General features: G+C 46.0%; 18 protein-coding genes. 12 read left to right on the top strand and 6 right to left on the bottom strand.

Annotated elements, in window-relative coordinates; translation table 11 throughout:
• Positions 1–94: 94 nt before the first annotated feature.
• The 5 genes from AB4133_RS18530 to AB4133_RS18510 all read left to right on the top strand — a co-directional run bounded on the left by AB4133_RS18530 (position 95) and on the right by AB4133_RS18510 (position 6,482).
• Positions 95–487, top strand: coding sequence for a RidA family protein (locus AB4133_RS18530; protein ID WP_017065166.1), 393 nt, complete (start codon positions 95–97; stop codon positions 485–487).
• Positions 488–693: 206 nt separating this feature from the next.
• Complete coding sequence (locus AB4133_RS18525) at positions 694–2,208, top strand: sodium:solute symporter family protein (protein ID WP_017070562.1); 1,515 nt, start codon at positions 694–696, stop codon at positions 2,206–2,208.
• 90 nt (positions 2,209–2,298) lie between these two features.
• Positions 2,299–3,246, top strand: coding sequence for a sugar kinase (locus AB4133_RS18520; RefSeq protein WP_017070563.1), 948 nt, complete (start codon positions 2,299–2,301; stop codon positions 3,244–3,246).
• A gap of 14 nt (positions 3,247–3,260) precedes the next feature.
• A complete protein-coding gene (locus AB4133_RS18515) occupies positions 3,261–3,890 on the top strand; it encodes a bifunctional 4-hydroxy-2-oxoglutarate aldolase/2-dehydro-3-deoxy-phosphogluconate aldolase (protein ID WP_055319259.1) in 630 nt (209 codons plus the stop codon).
• A gap of 141 nt (positions 3,891–4,031) precedes the next feature.
• A complete protein-coding gene (locus AB4133_RS18510; RefSeq protein ID WP_372225289.1) occupies positions 4,032–6,482 on the top strand; it encodes a family 20 glycosylhydrolase in 2,451 nt (816 codons plus the stop codon).
• A 120-nt stretch (positions 6,483–6,602) separates the two neighbouring features.
• Here AB4133_RS18510 and AB4133_RS18505 read toward each other — a convergent pair whose 3' ends face one another.
• Complete coding sequence (locus AB4133_RS18505; protein ID WP_017065171.1) at positions 6,603–8,666, bottom strand: ATP-binding protein; 2,064 nt, start codon at positions 8,664–8,666, stop codon at positions 6,603–6,605.
• A gap of 229 nt (positions 8,667–8,895) precedes the next feature.
• Here AB4133_RS18505 and AB4133_RS18500 point away from each other — a divergent pair, with 229 nt between their 5' ends.
• The 4 genes from AB4133_RS18500 (at position 8,896) to lhgO (ending at position 15,206) form a co-directional block, all read left to right on the top strand.
• A complete protein-coding gene (locus AB4133_RS18500; RefSeq protein WP_017095812.1) occupies positions 8,896–10,236 on the top strand; it encodes a sigma-54 dependent transcriptional regulator in 1,341 nt (446 codons plus the stop codon).
• A gap of 320 nt (positions 10,237–10,556) precedes the next feature.
• The gene (locus AB4133_RS18495) at positions 10,557–11,570 is read left to right on the top strand and encodes a TAXI family TRAP transporter solute-binding subunit (RefSeq protein WP_004732483.1); all 1,014 of its coding nucleotides are present in this window, start codon (positions 10,557–10,559) and stop codon (positions 11,568–11,570) included.
• Positions 11,571–11,787: 217 nt separating this feature from the next.
• Positions 11,788–13,965, top strand: a complete 2,178-nt coding sequence (locus AB4133_RS18490; RefSeq protein WP_017078445.1) for a TRAP transporter permease — start codon at positions 11,788–11,790, stop codon at positions 13,963–13,965.
• 26 nt (positions 13,966–13,991) lie between these two features.
• Positions 13,992–15,206, top strand: a complete 1,215-nt coding sequence (gene lhgO / locus AB4133_RS18485; protein ID WP_017084923.1) for an L-2-hydroxyglutarate oxidase — start codon at positions 13,992–13,994, stop codon at positions 15,204–15,206.
• Positions 15,207–15,373: 167 nt separating this feature from the next.
• Here the strand turns inward: lhgO and AB4133_RS18480 are convergent, their stop codons facing one another.
• The 5 genes from AB4133_RS18480 to AB4133_RS18460 form a co-directional block, all read right to left on the bottom strand.
• On the bottom strand, positions 15,374–16,930 hold the full coding sequence (locus tag AB4133_RS18480; RefSeq protein WP_372225286.1) for a M28 family metallopeptidase: 1,557 nt from the start codon (positions 16,928–16,930) through the stop codon (positions 15,374–15,376).
• Positions 16,931–17,073: 143 nt separating this feature from the next.
• Complete coding sequence (locus AB4133_RS18475; RefSeq protein WP_372225283.1) at positions 17,074–19,458, bottom strand: M4 family metallopeptidase; 2,385 nt, start codon at positions 19,456–19,458, stop codon at positions 17,074–17,076.
• Between the two features lie 564 nt (positions 19,459–20,022).
• Positions 20,023–20,298, bottom strand: coding sequence for a hypothetical protein (locus AB4133_RS18470; RefSeq protein ID WP_004732471.1), 276 nt, complete (start codon positions 20,296–20,298; stop codon positions 20,023–20,025).
• Positions 20,299–20,433: 135 nt separating this feature from the next.
• Entirely contained in the window at positions 20,434–21,753 is a 1,320-nt protein-coding gene (locus tag AB4133_RS18465; protein WP_372225280.1) for a sensor histidine kinase, read from the bottom strand.
• Between the two features lie 36 nt (positions 21,754–21,789).
• Entirely contained in the window at positions 21,790–22,494 is a 705-nt protein-coding gene (locus AB4133_RS18460) for a response regulator (RefSeq protein ID WP_372225277.1), read from the bottom strand.
• 288 nt (positions 22,495–22,782) lie between these two features.
• Between AB4133_RS18460 and AB4133_RS18455 the strand changes: the two genes are divergently transcribed.
• The 3 genes from AB4133_RS18455 to betB all read left to right on the top strand — a co-directional run bounded on the left by AB4133_RS18455 (position 22,783) and on the right by betB (position 26,510).
• On the top strand, positions 22,783–23,880 hold the full coding sequence (locus AB4133_RS18455; RefSeq protein WP_372148556.1) for an alpha/beta hydrolase: 1,098 nt from the start codon (positions 22,783–22,785) through the stop codon (positions 23,878–23,880).
• Between the two features lie 430 nt (positions 23,881–24,310).
• Positions 24,311–24,913 carry a transcriptional regulator BetI gene (betI, locus tag AB4133_RS18450; protein WP_004732441.1) on the top strand — a complete coding sequence of 201 codons (603 nt, stop codon included), beginning with the start codon at positions 24,311–24,313 and terminating at the stop codon, positions 24,911–24,913.
• 136 nt (positions 24,914–25,049) lie between these two features.
• Positions 25,050–26,510: a betaine-aldehyde dehydrogenase gene (gene betB, locus AB4133_RS18445; protein ID WP_372225274.1), complete on the top strand. Its 1,461-nt coding sequence runs from the start codon at positions 25,050–25,052 to the stop codon at positions 26,508–26,510.
• The last annotated feature ends 43 nt before the right edge of the window (positions 26,511–26,553 follow it).

Raw genomic sequence — 26,553 nt, 5'->3', positions numbered from 1 at the left:
ATTTTATTAGATATACAGTAATAAGAAAACGACGAATTAATTTAAATATATTGGAACAGAACCAATATTATCTATAAAGAAGTGGAGTTAAAAAATGACTATTAAACGTTACGGTGTTGAAGGCGGTACAGGTACAGGCGGACAACATTTACCATTTGCACGCGCAACTGAAGCGGGTGGTTTCCTATACGTTTCTGGCCAGACACCGATGACAGATGGTGAAGTGGTAGAGGGTGGCATTGTTGACCAGTCTCGCCTAGCGATCCAAAACTGTGTCGATATCATGACTGAAGCGGGCTACGGCCTAGAAGACGTAATGCACGTAAAGGTTGTGCTAACGGATTCTCGTTACTTCCAATCTTTTAATAAGGTATTCAAAGAGTTCTTCGGTGCTAACCCACCGGCTCGTATCTGCATGGTTTGCGACCTAGTTGTAGACGTGAAGGTTGAAGTAGATGTGACTTGCTACCGCGCGGATCGCGTTTAGTAATAACCTAATCACAATTACCTACTTAGAGAGTATTAGGGGTTAGTCATCCCTGTTATTATCCTTTAATACTCTCACCCTACATTTATAAAAATTACTTTAATTAAAATAGATAAAATCAATAAAGTAATTATATGAAATATAAAAATGAATGAATCATAAATAAAGTTCAAGAATGAACTCAATATTTCACTGAGAGGTGTCAAATGAACAGCACACTTTTTCTTACAGGCTTCGGCGTGTACGTATGTTTTTTAATTTGGTTAGGCTGGTTTGTCTCGCGTAATCAAAAATCTGGCGAAGATTTCTTATTAGGTGGCCGTGGCCTGCCATTATTCTTAGTACTTGGTACAACAGTTGCGACTATGGTCGGCACGGGTTCAAGTATGGGCGCGGTTGGCTTTGGCTACGCAAATGGTTGGGCGGGTGCTCTGTACGGAATAGGCGGTGCTGTCGGCATCCTATTGCTTGCACTTTGGTTTGCTCCGGTTCGTAAACTGAACTTCATGACCATGAGTGAAGAGCTGGCTTATTACGTTGGCGCTAACCGAATCGTAAAAAACGTGGTTGGCCTACTTATCTTTATCGCGTCAATCGGTTGGTTAGGTGCGCACATTCTAGGTGGCGGCATGTACCTAGCGTGGATTGCAGACATCGACCTTAACCTTGCGAAAATTATTATTGCTGCAGCTTTCACTATCTACGTTGTTATCGGTGGTTACACAGCAGTTGTATGGACCGATACGATTCAAGCAATCATCCTTTTTGCTGGCTTCATCCTAATGGCGGTAATGTCTGTTGATCACATTGGTGGCATGGACAACCTTTACGCTGCGATGGACCCTGCTGCTACAAGCTTTTTAGCAATCGATAAACTGGGCATTCTGCCTGCTGTTTCTCTGGCTGTGGTTATCGGTGTGGGCGTACTTGCAACACCTTCATTCCGCCAGCGTATCTACTCTGGTAAAGATGTTTCAACTATCCGTCGCTCTTTCGTGGCTTCTGGTGTGTTGTACCTTTTCTTCTCTATTATTCCAGCAATCATAGGTATGGCGGCACACGCTATTGACCCAACGCTGGATAACCCGAACTTCTCGTTCCCTTACATTGCAGCGACGGTACTACCTGTTGGCGTAGGCATGATTGTTCTTATCGCAGGTCTATCAGCAACCATGTCGAGTGCAAGCTCAGATGCGATTGCCGGTGTATCTATCCTACTGCGTGACGTGTACGTGATGTTCACAGGCCGCGTACCAAACAAAGAATCAATGTTGAACTACTCTCGTCTAGCTTTGGTTGTGGTGATTGGCTTCGCACTACTGTTCGCACTGACGTCAAACGACATCATTGGCTACATCACTAAGATGATTTCAACGGTTATGTCGGGCATGTTTGTGTGCGGTATGTTGGGTAAATTCTGGAAACGCTACAACTGGCAAGGTGCGCTTGCAACACTAGCGGGTGCTTCTGTAGCTTCATTCGTAGTAATGTTAAACGCTGACTACACAGCCTTCTGGGGCAACCCAGTTATCCCATCATGTCTGTTTGCTCTAACGGCAGGTGTGGTTGTGAGCCTAGTGACTCCGGCTAACCAAGTAACACCTGAAATGGCAAAAGCGATTCTTGATGACGAGCGTGCTCTGATGGAGATGGAAATGTCTGAGACTGGCGTACTTGAAGAAGAAGCGGCACCTCAACGTCCTGCAAATCAAACAAGCTAAACCTAGTCTCCACAACTGGTTTGCTTAATTCAGGTCCTGCTTAGTGGCAGGGCCTTCTCCCACATATATCTCTCTATTTTAGGATCGGCTATGCCTGCATCTTCTCATTTCAATATTGCTTTCTTCGGCGAATGTATGGTCGAAATAAGCGGCTCTCCATTAACCAAAAAATTTGGCGGTGACACGCTCAATACCGCGCTTTACCTTTCTCGCTTAACCCAACATCAAAACCTGTCTGTTCATTACGCGACTGGTTTGGGTAGCGATGAACTGTCTCAAAACATGATTGATAGCTGGCAACTAGAAGGCATTCAAACCAATTTCGTTGAACGTATTCCAAACAAGTTGCCCGGTTTGTACATGGTAGAAACGGACGAAACGGGTGAGCGACATTTCCACTATTGGCGCAATGACGCGGCAGTAAAATCTTACTTTCAAACTGACGACCTGAATAAGCTTGAAATCGCGCTGACAGAGAAACAAGTCGACGCGGTTTACATCAGCGGTATCAGTATCGCGATTTTAGATGACACCTCACGTGAACGTCTGTTGAAAGCCATTGGTGTGTTCTCAAATCAAGGCGGAAAGCTGATTTTTGATAACAACTATCGCCCGCAACTTTGGACGACTGAACAAGCTCAGCATTGGTACGCCAAGTTACTACCATTGGTCGACATTGCACTGATTACCGAAGACGACGACCTGCTGGTTTGGGGCAATGGCGAGAGCGTTCAACAACGCTGCCTTCGCTTAGGCTGCCAAGAGATCGTCATCAAACGTGGCTGTGAGCCATGCAAGATTGTTCAAGTTGAACAAGGCGATGTTGTTGAGAGTTATGTATCCGCGACTCGTGTTTCTAACGTGGTCGACACCTGCGCTGCGGGCGATTCATTCGCTGCGGGTTATTTAGCTGCGCGTCTTACTGGCGAGAGCGCCACCGACGCAGCCGAATTTGGCCACCAACTGGCTTCCATCGTTATTCAATACTCTGGCGCAATAATCCCTATGAGCGCTATGAGCCAACTGATTAAAAAATAAAAAGCGGAACTATTATGTCTCAAGAAATGATCAACACACTTAAGCAGTTCAAAGTTATCCCTGTTATCCAAATCAACAAGGTGGAACATGCGATTCCACTAGCAAAAGTGTTGGTAGAAAACGGCCTGCCAGTAGCAGAAGTGACGTTCCGTACCGAAGCGGCAGCGGATTCGATTCGTGCGATGCGTGATGCCTACCCAGAGATGTGTATCGGTGCAGGTACAGTACTCACACCTGCGCAGATCGACCTTGCGAAAGAGGCGGGCAGCGAATTCATCGTAGCACCGGGCTTGAATCCCAACACAGTAAAACGTTGCCAAGAGATCGGTATGCCAATCGTTCCTGGCGTAAACAACCCAAGCCAAGTAGAGCAAGCGTTGGAGCTAGGTCTTAACTTTTTGAAGTTCTTCCCAGCAGAAGCGTCTGGCGGCATCAACATGGTGAAATCTTTGCTAGCGCCTTACGTTGATGTGTCACTAATGCCAACGGGCGGTATCGGCAAACACAACGTGAATGATTACTTAGCCGTTGATCGCGTCGTATGTTGCGGTGGCACGTGGATGGTTTCTCCAAAGATGATCGAGAACGAACAGTGGGATGAGATCGCGGTGTTGGTTCGTGAAGCGGTTGAGTTGGTTAGCTAATCATAAGTTTGTGAGCTCATTCGTTTTTCACAGACGATAGGCTTTGAGCTCACGATAAACAACAGTAGTGGCTGAAGGTTCTGTTTTGTGAATCGCCTCCGATAAACAAAACAGAACGTCCGTTATATAGGAAAACTAATAATGAAAAAAACTATATTGTCTCTATTGATTTCAAGTTCAGTAGTGTCCCCAATGGCGTTAGCAATGGCTCCGAATACCGATCTAAATTTAATGCCGTATCCACAAACAGTCGAGCTGCAAGCTGGGCAGGTTAAGGTCGACGGTAACTTCAAGGTTTACATCAAAGGCTTTAACTCTGATCGCGTTGAATACACCGCGAAACGCTTTATCGATCGCCTAGAGCGCCAAACTGGCGTGCCGATTCTAAACTGGCAGGTTGATAGCGCAGACGAAGCGAACCTGATCATTGATATCGACGCGGCGCCAAAGTCTGAAGTACAGAACATCGACTCTGTAGAGTCTTACAAAATTACGACTCAGGGTGAGCAAATCACGCTGAGCTCTCCAAGCCTATACGGCACAATTCACGGCATCGAAACCCTTTTACAGCTCGTTGAAACCACAGCAACTGGCTACCATATTCCTGCCGTAACCATTGTTGATGAGCCCCGCTTTCGTTGGCGTGGAGTCTCTTACGATACCTCGCGTCACTTCATTGAATTTGATGTGTTGATTCGTCAGCTAGATGCGATGGCTTCTGCGAAAATGAACGTGTTCCATTGGCACTTCTGGGACGATCAAGGTATCCGCATTCAAACGGAATCTTGGCCGCGTCTATGGTCAGAAACCACTGATGGTGATTACTACACCAAAGACCAAGTTCGTTACTTAGTTGAGTACGCTCGTAATCTTGGTATTCGTGTTATTCCAGAAGTTTCACTGCCGGGACACTCTTCTGCTGTGGCGCACGCTTACCCACGCTTGATGTCGGGTGGTGAAGGTCAAAGCTACGAACAAGAACGTGGCTGGGGTGTATTTGAGCCATTGATGGACCCACTTAACCCAGAGCTCTATGAAATGCTGGGCGACGTGTTTGATGAAGTGACAGAACTGTTCCCAGACGAGTACTTCCACATTGGTGGCGATGAGCCGAACTATGCGCAATGGAAAAACAGCGAAAAGCACCAAGAGTTCATCGAAGAGAACAGTATCGATGGCGAGCGCGGCTTACAGTCTTACCTCAACGTAAAAGTTGAAAAGATGCTGGAAGAGCGTGGCAAGAAGATGACGGGTTGGGATGAGATTTGGCATAAAGATCTGCCAACTTCTATCGTGATTCAAAGCTGGCAAGGACACGACAGTATCGGTCGAGCGGCGAAAGAGGGCTACCCAGGTATTCTGTCTACGGGTTACTACCTAGACCAACCTCAGCCAACCAGTTACCACTATCGCAATGATCCAATGCCAAGTGGCATCACGGTTGACGATAAGCTGCACAGTGGTGAGAAGTTTGTGACTTACCAATGGCAAAAGCCTCGCTCTAAAGGCAGCCCACGTAAGGGAACACTGACTATCATTGAAGCGCAAGACGGTACTTTCCGCGCGTTCAGTGATTACAACGGTAAGTCTCGTGAAGAGATCTACATCCTTGATTATGTGCCGGGTAAAACCTTTGTCGGCCACTTCGATAACTTCATGTCGTATACCGAATTCAACCTGAACTTGAATCCAAATGGGTTTGCGGAAGGCAGCTATCAGTTAATTGGTAACGTGCGCTGGCCAACCACAGGCGAAGTGATTGCGAGCAGCGATGTAGAAGGCAGCGTGATCCCTGAGCCAAACGGAGGCTACCCCGCGGAGCTAACCGACAAAGAAAAAGAGCTGATTTTAGGCGGCGAGATCACCATGTGGCTAGAAAACAAAGACAGCCTCACGGTCGAAAACTACCTATGGCCTCGCAGTTATGCAATTGCAGAACGTTTCTGGTCGGATGCAGAACTGACAGACGAACGCAGTATGTATAAGCGCATGAAAGCAATGGATACATGGTCGGAAGTATCGGTAGGGCTACGTCATCACGCCGATGCTGATATGTTGTTGAAGCGCATTGCCAAAGGCCAAGATATTCACGACCTGCGCGTGCTAGCGAAATACACCGAGCCGGCTCAATACTACGCTCGCAACTGGGAAAAGTGGAACTCCACTGAACCTAAGGGCACCTTGTACAGCCAATACGAGCGCCTAAATCGCTTCGTGGATGCTTTGCCAGTAGAAAGCTACGCGGTGTATGAGATGCAAGACTTGGTCAATGAAGTGGCGACAGGCAATCAGCAGGCGCTAGAGCAACTTGCAGAGCATTATCAGCAAGCAAAATCAGCTGCACTAGCGGCGGAAACTGTCTTCGCTGGTAACGTGTCTTCGGTAGAGACTGTGGTGGTTGCAGAGAAAACCGTTGAAGTTGCAGATTTAGCATTAACTTTGATTGCTAAAGCGCAAGCTGGCGAGAAGGTAAGAGAAGCTGACGTGAATGCCTACCAAGCGATACTGTCTGATTCAGCGAAAATCTACGATGAATCGATCATCGCGATTGTGCGCCCAACAGAACTGTTGTTGAAGCAGTTAGCTGAGTAAGTCGTTAACGGATTAGTGAATAAGTCACACGCCAATAAGTGAATCAAAATCGCCCTCTGTGGGCGGTTTTTTAGTTCTAGCGCTTCAATAGAATGTGGAGTTCAAGGTCTGTGTAAGTAACTACTCACTATCGCTATTGTTTAGTGTTAACGTAAATGTCATGCCTTGGTCTGAATTGTTCTTCGCTATTAATGTGCCTTGCATATCGCGCACGTTGTTCGCTGTGATAGCCAACCCGAGCCCCAAGCCTTCGCCCATCTTTTTGTTGGTATGAAATGGTTCGAAAATGGTTTCGAGTTGATCTTCAGACACACCACAACCGTTATCTTGAACCTTGATGATCACGCGTTGTTGCTCGGTATGAGCGCTGATCACAATGGTTGCTGGTTTCTGATTCTGCGTGGCATCGACAGCGTTTCTAAGCAGGTTACCAAGCACTTGACGAAGTCGCGCCTCTTCTCCCATTACCATCGAAATATTGGAAGCGACACGCACGCGAATATCGACGTTTTCCAGTTCGGCTTGATGAATTCGCAGGGTTTCTTGCAGTGCGTCTGTCAGTGAAACTGGGTAAGGCTTTTCAAGTCTTTGGAAGGCGAACGACTTCAATTGGCTGGTCATGTTAGCCATTCTGTCGATCAGGCTCATGACTAAGTCCATGTTCGCTTTCAACATCTTGGTCTCGCCTCTTTCCATCAATAGCTGGTTACTTGAAAGTAGCGTTTTTAGGCCAGTAAGCGGCTGATTGAGTTCATGAGTAATCGCACTCGACATCCGCCCTAGTGCAGCCAGTTTGCTAGATTCGACAAGTTCTTGCTGCGCATCTTTTAGATCTTGAGTTCGCTCTTCGACCCGCAGTTGTAGCGTTTTATTGGCGTTTTGCACCGCAATTTCGGCTTTCTTACGTTTGCTGATATCGATTACGGTACACAGGTAGTAAGTCGTCGCATGCCAAGGAAAGGCGCTAATAGAGAATAAAACAGGGAAGTAGCTGCCATCGCTGCGTCTTGCCATGGTTTCGACGCTAGTTATCTCGGCCAGCTCTTGATGCTGCTCTAAGTTTTTGAGCAGTTGCAAGGTGGTTGAATTCGGATTACCTGCCTCAAATAACTGCCACGCCTTGATGTTATTGATCATTGAATCAGATAGTGAAAAGTAGTTCTTCGCCATCAGGTTGATATCGTGAATGCGTCCGTGTTTATCGATCAGTATTAACCCAACATGGGTTTTATTGATCATCCCAGACAGTCGTTTCTCAGACTCTTCGATAAGCTTTTGGATTCTCAGATTGCTGAGCTTTTTCTGGCGTCTTTGGTAAAGAATAACCAACAGTAACAGAATGAAAAGACAGCCAACCGCCACACTCCAGCTGATCCAGTTCGTGGTCTGGTTGAGGCTGGTTAATGGCGTTAGGTAGGTTAAACGCCAATTCAGATCGTCTAACTTGATGGACTGAATTAGGTAATCTTTATCTTGCAATCGCCACACGCGAATATGGGTTTGGTCATACAGCTCACGTTTTGTCGCTGTGGGCTGAGAATTGAAGGTGTCATTGAACCAATCGGCACTCAACCTGTTGTCACTGGAGAGAAAGAACTGATCGCGAGGGTTCTGAAACAGTATCGCCTCACCATCGGCAAACCATTGATCGGTTAACAATGACAAATCGATTTGCACCGCGACAATGCCAACCACATCAGAGGCTCGATATACGGGTGCCGCTATGAAGTAATCGGGTGTCACGCCTTTGTTTTTTGTCACCACTGAAATCGCACCACCTTGTTGGTGGATCTTCGAAACAATTGTACTGGCGTTCTTATTGCTCAGTTTGCTTCTTTCAACACTCGATACCAACAAGTCCCCTTCGCCAGAAAGCAGATACCAGCCCTTGGTGTTGGCGGCTTTATCCAATTGAATCAGCTGCTTCTTAATGCGTTTTTCTAGGCGGGCTTCACCATCAATGAAGCGCACACTGGTTTCATCATTGGTTACTAGGTAGGGCAGATAATAGAAACGCTTAAGGGTTCGCCTTGCTTCGGCAATGTAGCCAAGGAAGCGCTGTTCGGCATAGCGTTGGGCTTGTTCAAGCTTCCACTGGCTGATGCCATTCTTGGTGGTGACCTGCACCAAACCAATCAATAAACAGGTACACAGGAATAACCAATATCGATTGTTATTCATCATTTCTGATCAAATCCCTTTAAAATTAGTGGCTTGCCTCTTTGAGCTAGTGGTTTGACAAGGTTTTATGTTTGCTTTTTAAGCGAATGGAGAGTGAGACAAATCGAAGCTAACAAACATTATTAAACTGTTAAAGGAGTGTTATTCAAAGTGGGAGCTAGCTCCTTTTCGTCTGCGGATTTTTTACATACCGTGGGCGATATTATTCTGATGTAAGTGGCGGAACCAAACTATGCAGCGTATAGCTTTGATTGAAGATGATGCAATTGTGCGTCAAGCAACCAGCCAGTGGTTACAATTAGCGGGCTTCGATGTAACCGCATTTGAGGTTGGGCAAGATGCGTTAAACGCGGTAGAGCAGGGTGACTTCCAAACCATCATTAGTGATGTGCGTTTACCAGATATTGATGGTGTGGAACTGCTAGGACGCTTTAAACATCTTGTGCCAGACGTGCCTGTCATCTTGATCACGGGTCATGGTGATGTCGATATGGCGGTGAAAGCATTACAGCAAGGCGCGTATGATTTCATTGAGAAGCCATTCGACCCAGAACGTTTGTCTCAAACGGTATCGGAAGCGGTCGACAAACATCAAAGTGGCCAAGACAGAAACAGTCGTCAGAACTATCTGGATAACCTGAAAGGCATTGAGCAGGTGCTGATTGGGCGCAGTAAAGTGATGTGTGAATTGCGAGAGCAAATACAAAAAGTCGCCTCGATTGATACTAATGTGATCATTTATGGTGAAACCGGCTGCGGTAAAGAGCTAGTCGCTTCTTGTTTGCACGAGTTTAGCCTGCGTAAAACCCATCCGTTTGTACCGCTAAACTGTGGCGCGATTCCAGAAAATCTCTTTGAAAGCGAACTGTTTGGACACGAAGCAGGTGCGTTTACTGGTGCCGCCAAGCGACGTATTGGTAAGCTTGAATTTGCCGACAAAGGCACGGTGTTTCTCGATGAAATAGAGAGCATGCCACTGTCGATGCAGGTCAAAGTGCTGCGTACCTTGCAAGATAATGTCGTCGAACGCGTAGGGGGTAATCAGCAACAACATGTTGATCTACGAGTGGTCTCTGCCTCGAAAAGCGATCTACTGAATCACCCCGATTTTCGCCAAGACCTTTTCTATCGCTTGAACGTTGCCCAACTGCATTTACCTCCCCTTAATGAACGAGAAGACGATGCTTTGATCCTTTTTGAACACTTCACTCAAGAAGCGAACAATGAAACCCGAGTTGCCAGTGAGGCCGATCGTTATGCGTTGTTGTCGTATGCATGGCCGGGCAATGTGCGTGAACTGCGCAATGTCGCGATTCGTTTTGCACTGGATGAAAGCCTGACAGTTGGCGATATCTTGGCGTGTCGCCCCAATTCTGTCACAGAGTCTACAACGGCAGGCATCCCGTTGGCGGTTCAAGTGCAGAGCTTTGAACGGAAAGTGATTCATGATGCGCTAGTGCGTTATCAAGGGCGCATCAATGATGTGATGCAAGATTTGGATTTACCCCGTCGAACATTGAACCAAAAGATGGTGCGTTATGCGTTGAACCGAAGCGATTATGTCGATTCGTAATTGATGATGAGATTATAAGTGTTGTCTGAATCAATGAGCAAAAAATTGCTCATCAGATATTTATCATTTTATAAACATTGATCACGTAAATGTAACACAGTGTGACTTGGCTACCTTTATAGGGATGTTAATTGCGGCTTCGGATAAGCAAAAAATAGCTCATTCATTCGTAGGTAAATAAGCAAGAAATGGCTTGTTTTAGGTGGTGTTTCAAACGAATTTCAATAAAAACAGAAACTTAAAAGTTGGCATTGTGTTTGCTATCTAGCCATTGTTATTAACAAAAATATAACGTGAATAATCCTACATGGAGAGTAACAATGAAATATAACAAGCTAGTTAAAACTTTAGCAATCGCAATGGCCTCTATGGGCCTTATCAGCAACGCCTCAGCTCAAGAAGACCGCAGCTACATTTTAGCGACGGCCTCAACGGGTGGGACTTACTATCCGGTAGGTGTTGCTCTAGCGACATTGAGTAAAGTTAAGCTTGCGCCTAAGCAGCACTTTTCTTTGGCGGCTATTAGTTCTGCGGGCTCGGGTGAGAACGTAAAGTTGTTGAACGAGAACGAAGCACAGTTTGCCATTCTGCAAGGTTTGTATGGTGCGTGGGCGTGGCAAGGGCTTGGTCCATATGAGAAATCAGGTCAACAAACACAGCTTCGCTCTGTGTCTATGTTATGGCAAAACGTAGAACACTTCATTGTGCGCTCTGATTTAGCAAAAACAGGCACCGTGAGCGATTTGGAAAATCTAAACGGTAAGAAATTCTCTATCGGTAAGAAAAACTCAGGTACTGAAAACTCAGGACGCCAGATCATGCAAGGCCTGTCGGTAGATCCAGAACAATTTAAACTCGCCTTTATGGGTTACGGCGGCAGTGCCAGTGCACTACAGAATGGCACCATTGATGGCATGAACACACCTGCTGGCGTGCCGGTTGGCGCAGTAACTCAAGCGTTTGCTGCCTTGGGGGAAGACATTCAAATCCTGTCATTTACCGATGCGCAGATCAAACAAGCGAACGGCGATTACAATATCTGGACCAAGTATGAGATCCCAGCAAACACCTACCCAGGTGTTGATAAGCCGATCACCACTATCGCCCAACCTAACTTTCTAGCGGTTCGTGAAGACATCTCTGAAGAAGATGTGTACCAACTAACCAAAGCTATCTATGAAAACCTACCTTTCCTACAAGGTATCCATAAAGCAACCAAAGCAATGGCACTCGAGAAAGGGATCGCAGGTCTGCCTGTTCCTCTTCACCCAGGCGCTGCTCGTTATTATCGAGAGATGGGCATCGAGATCCCTTCTGAGTTGATCGTTAACTAGCTTATCTGTTGTCAGGTAACTATTGGTTTATGAGCTGTTGGCTTGTGAACTAAATACTGGCCTGTGAACTAACGGTTTGTTACGAACTACTATTTGCCATCAACTAACCCCTTCGTGACTTAATTGCTTGGTGCGCGTTCGCTCAAAAATGTGTTCGTGCACCTCCTCACTTTATGGATTTTCTCTGCGCGTTTGCTGTGGAGAGCAGGAGTTTTCTATGAGCGATTCGCTGCAGCAGGAACTGAAAAAATTTGAATTACCGACCCGGACGGATTTCCCGTGGGTGGGTAAAGCTATAACAACAATGGGCGTGATTCTCTCTTTATTACACATTTGGTTTAACACCTTATCTACCTTACCGGAACTTTGGGTTTCGGCGACCCATTTTGCTGGCTTCGCGATTATATGCGCGCTTTGGTATCCCGCCCACATTTCACTTAAAAATAGCAAAATCGCCTTAGCCGTTGATATCGGTATTGCCCTCGCTGCTCTGGCTTGTCTTATCTATATTCCGTTTGCGGAAGACGCTCTTTATGAGCGAGGCGTGAAGTTCATCGCCAGTGATTGGTTCTTCTCTATCTTGGCGATTGCCATCGTTATTGAGTTGATTCGCCGCACCATGGGTTGGTTCATTCCGGTACTTATCTTGGTGTGTTTGAGCTATGTGGTACTTTGGGGGCAATGGACCAGCGGTATCTTTCACTTTCCAGGCCTGAGCCTTGAAACATTGCTTTATCGAAGCTTTTACTCATCAGAAGGTATGTTCGGTTCGATCTCAAGAATCAGTTGGACCTTCGTGTTCATGTTCATCCTATTTGGCGCATTCTTAGTGCGTTCGGGGGTGGGTGATTTCATTATTGATGTGTCTCGCGCCGCCGCTGGCAAGGTGATTGGCGGCCCCGGTTTCATTGCCGTGATTGGCTCTGGTTTGATGGGCTCGGTCTCCGGCTCGAGTGTAGCAAATACCGTATCGACGGGCGTAATCAGTATTCCTTTGATGCAAAAGGCGGGCTTCCCTTCGCGTTTCGCAGCGGGTGTTGAAGCGGCTGCGTCTACTGGCGGGCAGCTGATGCCACCTGTGATGGGTGCGGGCGCGTTTATCATGGCGTCTTACACGCAAATTCCTTATGTCGATATTATTGCGGTTTCCTTCGTTCCTGCGCTTATCTACTTTTTGTCTGTGGCCTTTTTCGTGCGTATTGAAGCGAAGCGCAGTGGAGTACAAAAGGTGACTTCTGGCTGTGAACCTTTGTTAAAGGTATTGCTGTCGGGTTGGCACAACCTGATCCCACTGGCCGTGTTAGTGACTTTGTTGGTGAAGGGCTTTACGCCGACTTACGCTGCGGGTATCTCGATTCTTTCTGTGGTGGTGGCATCATGGTTTTCTAAAAATCACAAAATGGGTCCAAAGGCGATCATTGAAGCGCTTTCTCAAGGCGCTAAAAACATGGCGACCACGGCGGTGTTGTTGGTGGGCATTGGGTTAGTCGTCAATGTCATCAGTACCACGGGAATTGGTAACACCTTCTCTTTAATGATCAACAGCTGGGCGAATGGCGAGTTGCTAGTGATGATCGCGTTGATCGCGTTGGCGTCTTTGATTCTCGGTATGGGTTTACCGGTAACGGCGGCTTATATTGTGTTGGGCACTCTGTCAGCTCCTGCCTTGTATAAATTGATTGCTGAAAGTCAGCTGCTCGACTTGTTGGTGTCAGGTCAGCTTCCTGAGCAAGCTAAAGCCATCTTCATGTTGGCTGCACCAGATAAGCTTGATTTGTTGAATGCACCGATGACACTCGAAACAGCCAAAGAGATGATTGCGTTAGTCCCTGCTGATTTTGTGGAAACTCTGCTTGAGCAAAGCTTGGGGTTAGAAGCGATCAGTCTTGCACTGCTTTCGGCTCACTTAATTATTTTCTGGTTGTCGCAAGACAGTAACGTAACACCGCCTGTTTGTTTAACTGCGTTTGCCGCAGCGACTATCGCTAAAACACCACCAATGAGAACCGGTTTAATGGCTTGGAAGATAGCAAAAGGTTTATACCTAGTGCCGTTGTTGATTGCCTACACTAACTTGGTGAGTTGGGATATTACCTCGGTATTGGTCACTGGTGGTTTTGCTATTATTGGCACTTACGCATTTATCGCGGCGATTGAAGGCTATCTAGAGAGCGAAATTAATGTCATTACTCGAGTAGTGTTGGTAGTAATAGGTGCAGCTTTAGTATGGCCTGATGTTTCAGTCGTGATTCGCTTGGTATGTGTCGCCATTTTTGTTGGCATCTTCATCTACAGCGGTCGTAAATACGATGCAAATCAAGTTAAAAAAGAATCAGAAAGTGAGGAACAAAAGTTACCTCAAACTGGGTCTAACACTGTCGCGTCTTCCCTATAATTAAAAGGATTGAATGTAGGAATATTATGAACTCAACATACGACTATATTATCGTTGGTGGTGGCATTGTTGGTGTGTCGACGGCATGGCAATTACAGCAAGCTCACCCTGATAAAAGTATCCTTTTAGTCGAAAAGGAGCGTGGCTTCGCGCAGCACCAAACTGGCCATAACAGTGGTGTGATTCACGCTGGCGTTTACTACGCTCCGGGCAGTTTAAAGGCGGATTTTTGTAAGCGTGGCGTAGAGCGCACCATCGCCTTTTGCAGTCAACACGATATCCCTGTCGAAAACTGTGGCAAGCTGTTGGTCGCGACCAATGAGCAGGAAGTGGAGCGCATGAACGCGCTCTATCAACGTTGTCATGATAACGATATTGATGTCGACCTCTTAGATCAAGCGCAACTGAAACTTGCAGAGCCTAACATCACCGGTTTGGGCGCGATTTATGTCAAAACCACCAGTATCGTGGACTACAAAAAAGTCACCGAAGTGATGGCTCAAGAGTTTGTTGAAGCGGGTGGTAAGCTCAGTCTAGGCACGGAAGTGATTATGGCGGATGAGCAAGAAGATGAGGTGCAGTTAACGTGCAAAGTCGATGGTCAGACTCTTCAACTGAATAGTCGATTCTTGATCACTTGCTCTGGTTTGATGGCCGACAGAATGACCAGCATGCTTGGCATTGAAACCGACTTCCAAATCGTCCCTTATCGCGGTGAATATTATCAGTTGGACGCCAAACACAACCAAGTGGTGAATCACCTTATCTATCCTATCCCTGACCCAGAACTGCCTTTCTTGGGCGTGCATTTAACACGCATGATTGATGGCTCCGTAACAGTAGGGCCAAATGCAGTTCAAGGTTGGAAGCGAGAAGGCTATGGCAAGCTTAACTTTAGTTTCAAAGACACTTGGCAGATGCTGAGCTTTGCGGGCTTTTGGAAGGTGACTGCGAATAATCTGAAAACCGGTTTGGTCGAGTTTAAGAACTCGTGGTGGAAACCGGGCTATCTAAAGCTAGTGAATAAATATTGCCCGAGCATTACGGTGTCAGATTTCAAACCTTACCCAGCAGGCATTCGCGCCCAAGCGGTCCTCAAGGATGGCACCTTAGTTCATGATTTTCTGTTTGCCGAAAGCCCAAGAAGCTTGCATGTATGTAACGCGCCATCGCCGGCAGCGACTTCGGCAATGCCGATTGGTGAGTATATTTGTGGCAAGGTGATGAAAAAAACGTCTTAACTGTTAATTGAACTAATGGCTTGTTTGTTCGAACAGAGCTTTTCATAGCAAGTGAAGAACGTAGACAATAAAAAATCCGCAAGCTCCAATCTATTTATGATCGTGGGCTTGCGGATTTTTAGTTTTAGCCGTGTTTACTCGGTTAAACGTTAGTCAATTAACTAATCTTACAGCCAATCAGGCACAAAGTTAGCGATGATGGTGACATCGTTAAAGTTACGATAACCACGCACCATGATGTTGAATTCCCCCGCAGGCATGTCTAATACACACTGTTCGTTGCTGCTGTTCTGGTATGGACGGCAATCGTAGCTTGCTTTCGATACGGTACCATTATGTTTCACGTAAAGGTCGGCATCGCCACTTCGAGGGCCGGTTAATGTTACCGTTAACTGACCTGCACTTTCCGTCGTAAATGTGAAGAATTGCTCTTCACCATATCCTGCAGTAAGACCTTCAACAGGCACGTCATTTTGCAGCTCTTTAGGGCCTGCAACGGGTGAATCAAGGCTGGTTTCGACAAGGTAAGCAATGGCTAATTTGGCGAACTTGGTCGCGTGTGTTGCGGTTGGATCGGAATTCTCAAGCGTGTCGTGCTCAGTGTGAATACTTGGGTTGTAGTCGTTGAACATACTCTCGAATGGCATGGCGGCTGGGTAGCCAACATTGTGCCAAGAGGCGTGGTCAGAACAGGCATAGCCACAATCATCGAAACCGTAACTGATGTCACTGGCATAAGTGTCGATCAGCTCGCTTAAGTAGGCGGTTAAGTTGCTGTCGGTGTAGTCTGTGATGAAGGTGATATCGTGCGCTGAACCGTTGTAGTTGGTCATGTCTAATTGCAGTACCGACACGACGTTTGCTTGCTCGTCTCGTAATGCGTTAGCGACATCTTGTGAACCACGTAGGCCCACCTCTTCTGCTGCATAGCCATAGAACTTAATGGTTTTGTCTGGCTGAATGCCACTGGCGATCATCAGGCGAAGCGACTCAGTTACGGTCGCAATACCAGAGGCATCATCATCGGCTCCTGGTGAGATGGTGCCTTCGCTTGTCCAAGATCCAACGGTCGAATCAAGGTGTCCACCAACAACGACGATCTCTTCAGGGTATTTAGCGCCCAGCAGTGTCACTTCAACGGATTTTTGCGGATACTCGGCATGCGTGATCTGGCGTGCAGACGCATACGGCACATCCTTAATTTCTGTTTCCCAACGCTCTAAAAGCCAATCTGAAGCAGCGACACCAGTAGAAGTAGTATAAAAACGGTTGGTGAAGTTGGTTAGATTTTCAATGGTCGTGACCATGTTGTTCGGCTCGACCTGAGCGAGTAGCTCATTCACCGTATCTTGATGGCTGATCACCGGCTTTTCGAAGCTGCTCATTGTCAGTGGCATTGCTGCGGCTTTGAGTGCGCTTGCTTTGTCTTCGTGCACCATGTAGCCACCACAACGGTGGGTTTCTTCGTGCATGTGGCTAGAGAGTTTAGCCAGCTGTTTCTGGTTGATTTTCGCGACGATGGAATGCTTGTTTCCAGTCACGCTTGGATAAACCGTTGCGCCATGCTGAGTCATTATATGCTGTGCGTCAGCATCGGTGGTGATCCAAACTTCTTCGTTCGCTGGTGGTGTGATACCTAGGGATGCGTAAGCCGAAGTGCTGGTGGTTAAGGCTAAAGAGCCTCCGAGCACAGCCAAAGCTAGCATGCTTTTTTGAATAGCCATTTGTCGTCCTTTTTATGGTGAATATTGTTATGTTGATTGGTGTGAATTTTGTGTAGTGCGTGGATGTTTTTGTGTAGATGTTTCATTTTCTAAACAGATAACCGCGAAAAGGGCCCCTTTCGGAGCCCTGAATTTACTATCGATTATTGTGTTTTAATGAAACGGTAGTGCTTGGTTTCTGAACAGATATCGCTTGAGGTACATACTTGGTACTCAACATCTACTGTGCCGTTGTGACGGAACTTGTCGACGTATGAGTTAAAGTCTGTAGCACCAACATTCTTGCCATTACGCTTAATCACGAAGTAGTCATTGGTGTCGTAATCCCATGCCAGCTTAACGCGCGCCTTACCGCTCGGGTTTTTGTTACCAAACTTCAGTTTTAATGGGAAGCCTTCCGCTGAGTCACCTTCAATCGTAATCGACTTGCTTGTTGATGTTGCAACGCCTGCATCGTCTGTCACGGTTAGAGTCACCACGTAGTCGCCAGCTTCAGCGTAGGTATAGCGAGTCACTTCACCTGTTTGTGTGTTGCCATTGCCTAGGTTCCATTGGTAAGAGACGATCTGACCATCGCTGTCCGAACTTGTGCTGCGCAGTTCTACTTCTTTGCCGACAATGGTGTGTTCGAAAGAAGAGACTGGCGGTACGTTAGCGTTGCCTGATTCGTATGATGCTTTCAGATTTGCACCTGCGTAATCTGAGTAACCCAGAATGTTCACCGTGTAGCGACCGGCTGTTGGGTTTTCAATCACACACACTTCATCGGTTACACTTTCACTCTTACAGATATTCTCTTGAGAGCTTGGCGCATAATCTAGACCGACATACATATCCGGATCACCAGTAGAGACAGCAAGATCAATCGTTAGCTTGTCTTGGCCTTCTGGTACTTCGATATCGAAGTAAGTTTTTGAGCCGGTTTCACCAGCAACCGCAGCTTCAACACCGTTTTCAAGGCGTTGATATTCCGGTTCTGGCGGCAGTGGTGGCTCTGCGCATGGGGTAACACCCACCAGACCGAACGCAGAAACAACATCATCGGCATTGTAGCCAAGGTCGGTTGCTGAGTTTTTCACGCCACAAGCACCCTGCCAGAAGTCACTGTTTTCTGACCAGTAGATTTGGTTGGATAGCACGAAAAGCTCGAACGCTTTTTTGGTATCCCAGCCTTGTGTGGTTGCAAGGTGATAGAAGGCCTTGTTGAACACACCAGAGCTGTAATGCACGTTCAAGCCATCGTAGTATTCAGATGCGTTGTTGATTGAAGAACCATCTCGTGATGGATCGTCCATGTAACGTAGAGCGCCGTCGCCTTTAAAGATATTACGGCCGACCATCCAGTCGTTGGTGCCTTTCATGTAGTATTCTGCCGCTTCACCTGCCATATCAGAGAAAGCTTCGTTCATACCACCGGATTGGTTTGCGTAAACCAAACCTGAGTTTTGCTCAGTGAAACCGTGGCTCACTTCATGCGCTGATACGTCTAGGCTAACAAGTGGATAGAAGAAGCTTTCACCATCTCCGAATGTCATTGCCTTGCCATCCCAGAATGCGTTCTCGTAGTTGTTACCGTAGTGAACACGCATCATGAGTTTGAAAGAGAGTGGCGCAGTGTCGAACCAGTTCTTATACATGTCGAATACGATGTTACCGAAGTAGTGCGCATCGTTGAGTGGAGAGAAGGCTCCGTTCACTTCTTTATGTTCGTTACGAGGGCATTCGTAGCTATAAGTGGTGTCGCCGTCTGTCGCGCCATTAAGGTCAACGGTAACGACATTTTCAGACTCCATTACACACTCTGTGCCATTTTCTACCACATCAAGGTAGTGGTAGTCGGTGCCGTATTCGTACATGCCTGTTTTTTCGTTGCCACCGGGGCCTGTACCGATCTGTGCGTGAGCAATACCTTCCCAGCGGTCGATAACTTCGCCGGTGTGCGCGTCTAGCATGGTGAATGGTCGAGTCGGCTGTTCGCTGCCTTCAACGAGATAAGAGATAACGTAGACTAGGCGTGTTTTGTCTGCACCTTGTGAGCCAATGCCTTGTTTATCAGCTCCTTGCTTAGATGCGCCCTGATAAATAAACAGCTGATGTTGTACGTTGTCTAAAGATTTGCTGGTTAAGCCCTGAACTTTGAGATCTTTACTCGCAAGCTCAACCGCTTGAGAGCTGTTAATCGATGGCTTAACAAAAGATCGCTCTAGGGTCGTCGTTTTAAGGTAGTTGCCTTGAACAGACTTAAGTGCGCCACCTTGTACACTTTGGGTGGCATTTAGGTAATGTCCCCATACTGGCGTTCCCCAGATGTTTTGTTGGATCTTAACTTTGTAGATACCACGCTTTTTGAGGTTAACTTCCTTTACCATCTTAAAGCTAGAGGCGTTACTGACGCCTAACTGAGTGTTCAACCCAGAAAAGCTAGTAAAGTTGATCGGTTGATCGATGCTAACTGATTCACTTGCATGTACTGATAAAGACATAGCACTGGCTATAGCAACGGCAACTAAACGCTTTTTCATTTTCATTGTTATTTTCTCTTTCCATGTAAAATCCATGAAAACGTAACAAAATTATCACAACGAATTTACATCATTCGATCTGATTAATTAGTAGCATGGCAATGATCTCTTTTATTCATGAAACTTATATTTCTCGTATTTACAGATAGTTATCGTTTCTGTTTATTTTTGAACGCACTCATAGGTTTTATTTATAAAATCATGACAATTTTATTAGGTGTTGTTTTTTACTGGAAATTAAGATTTTTGGGTAAATTGATCTGTGCCTCAATTAGCGGGCTCTGGGTTGATAGAAGGATCAACGATTTGGAAGTGTCAGTTTGAGCGAAAGACGATTATGCGAATTTAAAGGCAATTTTGATAAGAAATTGACGATTTTTGGGCTTATTTTCTGAATTGTTAGTTACAAGAGAGTTAGCCAAATGGGGCTTTATTTGGCACAGAGCACAAAAACTGCTGGATGAAAAAAGCCAGCGACGGGTCACTGGCTTAGATTAACTTAGTTTGTGCAGGTTACTGATTAAAGGTACGTAACTAATACACTTAGCTATGGTTTGCGACTAAAGCGAATTACTGCTTTTTACCGCCAACTTGAACATATTCAATACCAATAATACGGTTGATAACACCCAAAACAGAGGTCGTATCAGAATTTGTTGATGTAACGGTATCGACGGTTGCGCCTTCAGGAACCAATTCCATTGCACGATCTTGAGTGTTGCCCGGAACTTGGAAGCCTACAATGTTGAAGCTCTCAGCGTGCGCTGTGTAAACTTCTTCATTGTGGTTAATACCTGAACAACCTGCTAGAGAAACAATGCCTAAAACAACTAATAACTTTTTCATAAAAATACCTTAAGAATGATTGGAATCGAGATGACAAGCCACAAAGGCAGTGTCGTGATTATCAAGATTCAATAAGTTCATGGGAGACAGCATCTCCCGACCGATGTTGAACATTATTCCAGAGGTGTTTTGTAGTTACTGTATGGGTTTGTCAGTTGAATCATTACACAGCTGAATGGTAATGGTGAATACCGCACCCTTTAAGGCTTGGCTCTGACCTACCTCCACGGTTGCGTTGTGTTGAGCACAGATCTTCTCGACGATAGACAGCCCTAAACCATGGCCGCTTTTGGCTTTGTTACGCGCTTTGTCGCCAACGTAAAACGGTTCAAACAGGCGAGCTTGATGCTCTTGTGCCACACCATCACCATCATCGTGTACCGCGATTTGTAGCTGATCTTGATGCACGGTCGCTGCAATCGACACTTGTGAGCGTGCGAATTTCATTGCGTTACGCACTAGGTTATCTAGTGCTCGGTTAAGTAGCGTTTCATCCGCCATTATTGAGCTAGGTTGCTCTGGTAGCGATAGGTCGATGTTGAGCTGAGTGTCTTTGTTCCAACGCGCCATTGCGTGGTCGAGAAAGTCTCGAATCTCTAATGGCTTTTTTAAGTTTTCTAGGTCAGTGCTATCGAGTTTGGCGTAATACAATAGTTCATCGACCATCTTTTCCATCTCTTCCGTGTCTTCGACAATACTCTCAATCGTGCTTTCTTGCTCTGCGTTTAGCTGGGTGTCTTTCAACATTTCAGCTTGCCACTGAATACGGAATATTGGCGTGCGCAGTTCATGAGCGACAGCATTAGTGAGTGAGCGATTACTTTCTACCAAGCGATGAATTCGGTCGGCCATTAGGTTGAAGGATTTGTTCAGTGAACCAATCGCAATACCACTTGAAGTCTCGGCTCGTGTCGAGAGATCGCCCTCCGCAAAACGCAGAGTGGCAGCCTCAAGCTTTTTAACTCGGCGGAAGATAATAAATAGATGACATAACCCATATAAGATAAAGCTCGCTAAAAAGAACAACCAAATGAGGTCATCCTCCAACTCTATTTTTTGCCTAACGAACGCTTCACTGTTGGGGAGGTAGTGATAGGTATTGTCACTGCTTGCTAAGCGAAACCATAGGTCCCGTTCATCATCGTGAAAAACAAAGGTATTCGGATTCGTGCTGAAGAACTCTGAAACGGGGCTGGGTATTTCATCGTCTGGGCTGAATGTAACCAATTTATTTCGTGTGGTTTCTACAAACTGGTTTATCGCTTGATGAGCCGCTTCAAGGCCTTGATTTTTAGCGATGTTCTCGATCAATTGCTGGTGGGCAGCCGCTTCGTAATCTTCCAGTACGTATTCGTAGTCGGTATTGAGCTGATAGACGCTAATCTCGTAGGCGACAAGGCCGGCCATAAAGCAAACTAACAGCCCTATTAAGGACTCCAAAAAGATACGTCGCATAATCGCTCTCTTTTATTACGCTCGTATTGAGCGAGGTTAACGCCAGGCGGTCGAAACAAATAAGTAACCCTTCCCGCGAATGGTCTGAATTTTCTCTGCTGGTGTGTGGTCGTCGCCCAAAATCTTTCTTAGACGTACAACCTTGTTGTCAATCGTCCGGTCTATTCCGTCGTACTCAATCCCGCGCAATCTTTGCGTCAAGTAGTCACGAGATAACGGCGTGTCTGGGTTGCTTGCCAATAACCAAAGTAGGTCAAACTCGCTGTCAGTGAGTGATAAAACCGCACCTGAAAGTTCACACTTCTTATAAGTGTTTTTCAGAACGAGTTGATCGAACTGAAGGGTGTCTGAGTCATCGACTGAAGCGGTATTGGTGTCTTGGCGGCGTAATAGCGAACGAACTCTGGCCAGCAGAACTCTTGGTTTGATTGGCTTGGTGACATAGTCATCAGCCCCTGTCTCTAAACCAGCGACGTGGTCAAAGTCGTCATCGCTAGCAGTGAGCATCAAGATTTTACCTTTATAGTGCGTACGCGTCTGTCGGCAGATTGTAAGTCCATCAGTTACAGGAAGCATCAAATCCAGCAGTACGATGTCAGGTTGCTCCGTGAGGATGGTGTGTGCGGCATCACTGCCATCGTCCAACACCGTGACATCAAAATCTTGCGCGACGAAGTAGTCCTGCAACATTTTCTGAAGTTTCAAATCGTCTTCCACGATGATCATTTTAGGTTTTGTCATTCCATTATCAGCCTTGTCGTGCGTTTCACTTATTGAGATTAGGTGAGCGAGTCTTCGTCGTGATGAACCATTACGATTATACGCTATTGCATATAAGTTCAGATGCTTCGCCAAATACCTAAAGCGAATGATTAAACACTTTATAAGTTAGTTCAATGATGAATTGGCATTTATAGGAAAATAAAAAACATCGTTCAAATAGGCTCGACATTCTCATACATTTCCACGACAGATAAATTCAGCGCTAAACAATAGAATTTTCTCATCAAACATTTTGGGAATAACGGTATGAACGACTATAGAAATGCATTACTGGCGTTACCTTTGATTCTGTTAGCGGGCTGTAATTCAAGCTCTAACTCGGGTAAAGCGGCAAACAAAGTGCAAATGAAACCTAAGGCCGATTATGTATTTTCATCGGCTAAATTGGGTGAGTTATATCAAGAGAGGCAAGATCTCCAAGAATCCATGAAACTCACCTACGATGGTGTGCTGTATGAAAATATTCAGTTTGCTGAAGACATCAGTGATAAGCAAAAAGTGGTAAGGCTAGCAAGTCGCCTAGGTCAGAGCGTTGATCTGTATCTTCCTGATGCAGGAGTCGATGACTGTGCGATTTACAGTGAGGGTAATTTTTATGACTCCTTTGATTGCGGTACTGCGCTGCGCTCTGTTTCTAATGAAACTACGTTAATTCAAACGAGCGCGACCAGTAAAAAAGCGGTTGAGCTTGAGTATCACAATGAACTGGTTCAATACGTGACTAGCCTTGGGTCTACCATTCTGAGTAACACTAAAAGTGGGAACAAGGTAACGATAACCACCTCGTTTGCTTTCAACGCTTTTTACCGTGATGTGCTCAACGAGACTGGCGCTGTTGATCGCATTACTTCCACTCTAGGCGCATCAACCTATTCTCAGCTTTTTGATATCGTGAAATTGTATCAAGGCAGTGAGATGACGTTGAAGTTTACCAACCATATTGGTGGAAGTGCCGACGATGATATCAATATGTACACCGGTCGCATGATCCACAGTAACAACATGACGACGATCGTAACGCCTACGGGGTCGGTGTTCTCTGGCGGCACGGATCTTTTCGCTGCGGGTAACCCACGAGTTTTGCAACGAGCAGATACCACTAAAGCCATTGAGCTTAATAAGCAGGTTGGTGTGCACAGTTGGGCTGAGGATGATAAAACAGCCAAAGACTTCCCATACACGAACGAAAGCCATCGCAAGCAAGCGACCTACTTTAAAAAGGTAATGGGAGACAAAGGAATCGACTTCTATATCTTCACGTTGGATTCTGCTCCGGCTTCTGGCGAACACTGGGTGACTAAGGCTGAGTCAGATAAATACGGTTTCATCACACGCATTGAGTAGCTTAGGCTTGCAATAACATTAGAAACGACTGAGAAGGTTGGTGATGACGCTGTTGTCGCCAACCTTTTTTGTTCATTTTTTGATTCGTTACCTGTGTTGATTGTGGATTTCCTTGTCTTAAATTTCAGTATGAAAATTCCTTGATACTTCCTTTCCACTCCCTCCCCAAAAAGTTTCTACAAGGACTCTCACTGATTGATTCTTGAACTTTCTAAGCAAAAACATTTGACCAATAACTATCACACCTCAAATCTTTAATTGTTTTCGTTAGTGCTCTAAATGATATTTAATTTATTGTTTTATAATGGTTTTTGTTGATTTGAGTGCTGTATTGTTACGAGTTTGTTTTAAATAATCATTTGAACCCTAACTAAATTTCTGTCATTTTATATTTAACTGAACGTTCAATATAAACTAAAAGGACTAAGAAATGCCGAAGGTTGGGATGCCTGATATACGTAAACCACAGCTTGTTCAAGCCACCATGACGGTGATTGATCGAGTGGGTTTGCATGCCGCGAGTATTGCGTTGATCAGCAAAGAAGCGGGAGTCTCCACTGGCATTATTAATCACTATTTTGGCGGGAAGCATGGGCTGCTCGAAGAGACCATGCGTGAAATCCTTCGCCAACTTTCTAATACCATCACCACGTCACTAAAAGCACTTCCTGTTGATGCTCACCAACAGAGAATCAACGCGATCATCGATGGTAACTTCGAAGGTTACCAAGCAGAAAATAAGGTCGCGAAGGCGTGGTTGGCATTTTGGTCATATTCAATGCATGACGAGCAGCTGAAAAGACTGCAGCGTGTGAATGAAAAACGTTTGATTTCACACTTACGTCTTGAGTTGAAAGGTATTTTGAATCATGAACAAGCGGATCTCGTTGCTCACGGGATTGCGTCTCTGATTGATGGTTTATGGCTGAGAGGCACACTAAACCCAGATGGTATCGATGCTCAAAAGGCGCGTGCCATTATCAATGATTATCTAGATAAACAACTTACGTTCTACTCGTGTCATAGCAAATAGATCGCAGTGGTAGCGTTAGACCTTGAGCTAGACCTTGAGCTAGACCTAGAGCAAGAGCTAGAACGACCAATACTTACACCCAAAATTCAAACTAGACCAGTAGAGTCTAATAACAATAATTAAGTCAGAATCTCAAATGGAAATGAACTCGTTATACATCGATGGCGCAGCGGTTAAAGCAACCTCTGGTGAAACCTTTGATAGCATTAACCCTGCCAACGGTGAACCTATCGCGACCTTAGGCCAAGCATCTTCAGCAGATGTCGACAGTGCTATTGAATCTGCGAAACGCGGGTTTGCGGTATGGTCTGCAATGACCGCTGTGGAACGCAGCCGCATTCTGTTGAAGGCAGTGGAAATACTTAGAGCTCGAAATGATGACCTTGCAAACCTTGAGGTTGTCGACACGGGCAAGCCGTTACAAGAAGCGATCGAAGTCGATGTGGCTTCTGGTGCCGACGTTATTGAGTATTTCGCAGGGCTAGCGCCTACGCTGCAAGGCGATCAACAACCTCTTAGTGACTCCCAATTTTTCTACACACGCCGCGAACCGCTAGGTATTTGTGCGGGCATTGGCGCGTGGAATTACCCTATCCAAATCGCAATGTGGAAATCGGCTCCAGCACTCGCTGCGGGTAACGCGATGATTTTCAAGCCTTCAGAAGAAACGCCGCTAACGGCACTGAAACTTGCTGAGATCTTCACAGAAGCTGGCCTTCCTGATGGAGTATTCAACGTAGTTCAAGGTGATTACCGAGTGGGCCAAATGCTAACGGCGCACCCAGACATCGCTAAAGTGTCGTTCACGGGTGAAACCGGTACCGGTAAAGCGGTAATGTCAGACAGTGCTAAGACGCTGAAATCAGTCACCATGGAACTTGGCGGCAAGTCACCGATGATCGTGTTTGATGATGCGAAATTGGACGATGCGGTGTCAGCTTCTATGGTCGCAAACTTCTACACCCAGGGCGAAGTGTGTACTAACGGTACTCGTGTCTATGTACACGAAAACATCTACGACGCATTTATCGACCAACTTAAAACACGCACTGAGAAGCTCATCATTGGTAACCCGATGGATATGGAGACTCAGATCGGCGCGTTGATTTCTAAAGAACACCTTTCAAAAGTTCTTGAAGCAATTGAGCTGGCTAAACAGTCTGGCGCTACATTGCTGACTGGCGGTTATCAAGTGACGGACAACGGCTTAGCAAACGGCAACTTTGTTATTCCTACGGTATTCACAGATTGCCATGACGACATGCCTCACGTTCAACAAGAGATCTTCGGCCCTGTCATGTCAGTGTTGAAGTTTACCGACGAAGACGATGTGATTCGTCGTGCTAACGATACTCAATACGGCCTCGCTGCTGGTGTGTTCACGCAAAACCTTTCTCGTGCTCACCGTGTTATTCATCAAATGCAGGCGGGTATTTGTTGGGTTAATACATGGGGTGACTCACCTGCAGAAATGCCTGTTGGTGGCTACAAACTGTCAGGGGTTGGCCGTGAAAACGGACCAGAGACTCTACTCCACTATACGCAGACTAAGAGCATTCTTATTGAACTTGGCGACTACGCCAGCCCTTATGCCTAACGCGTAACACTCAATTTTATGGGTTAGCTTAACAGAGCTAGCC

It is taken from the genome of Vibrio sp. 10N.286.52.F8 (assembly GCF_041468745.1).
GTDB classification, from domain to species: Bacteria; Pseudomonadota; Gammaproteobacteria; order Enterobacterales; family Vibrionaceae; genus Vibrio; species Vibrio crassostreae_C.
The sequence above is the reverse complement of the archived record's forward strand: the minus strand, read 5'-3'. Positions and strand labels throughout refer to the sequence as shown.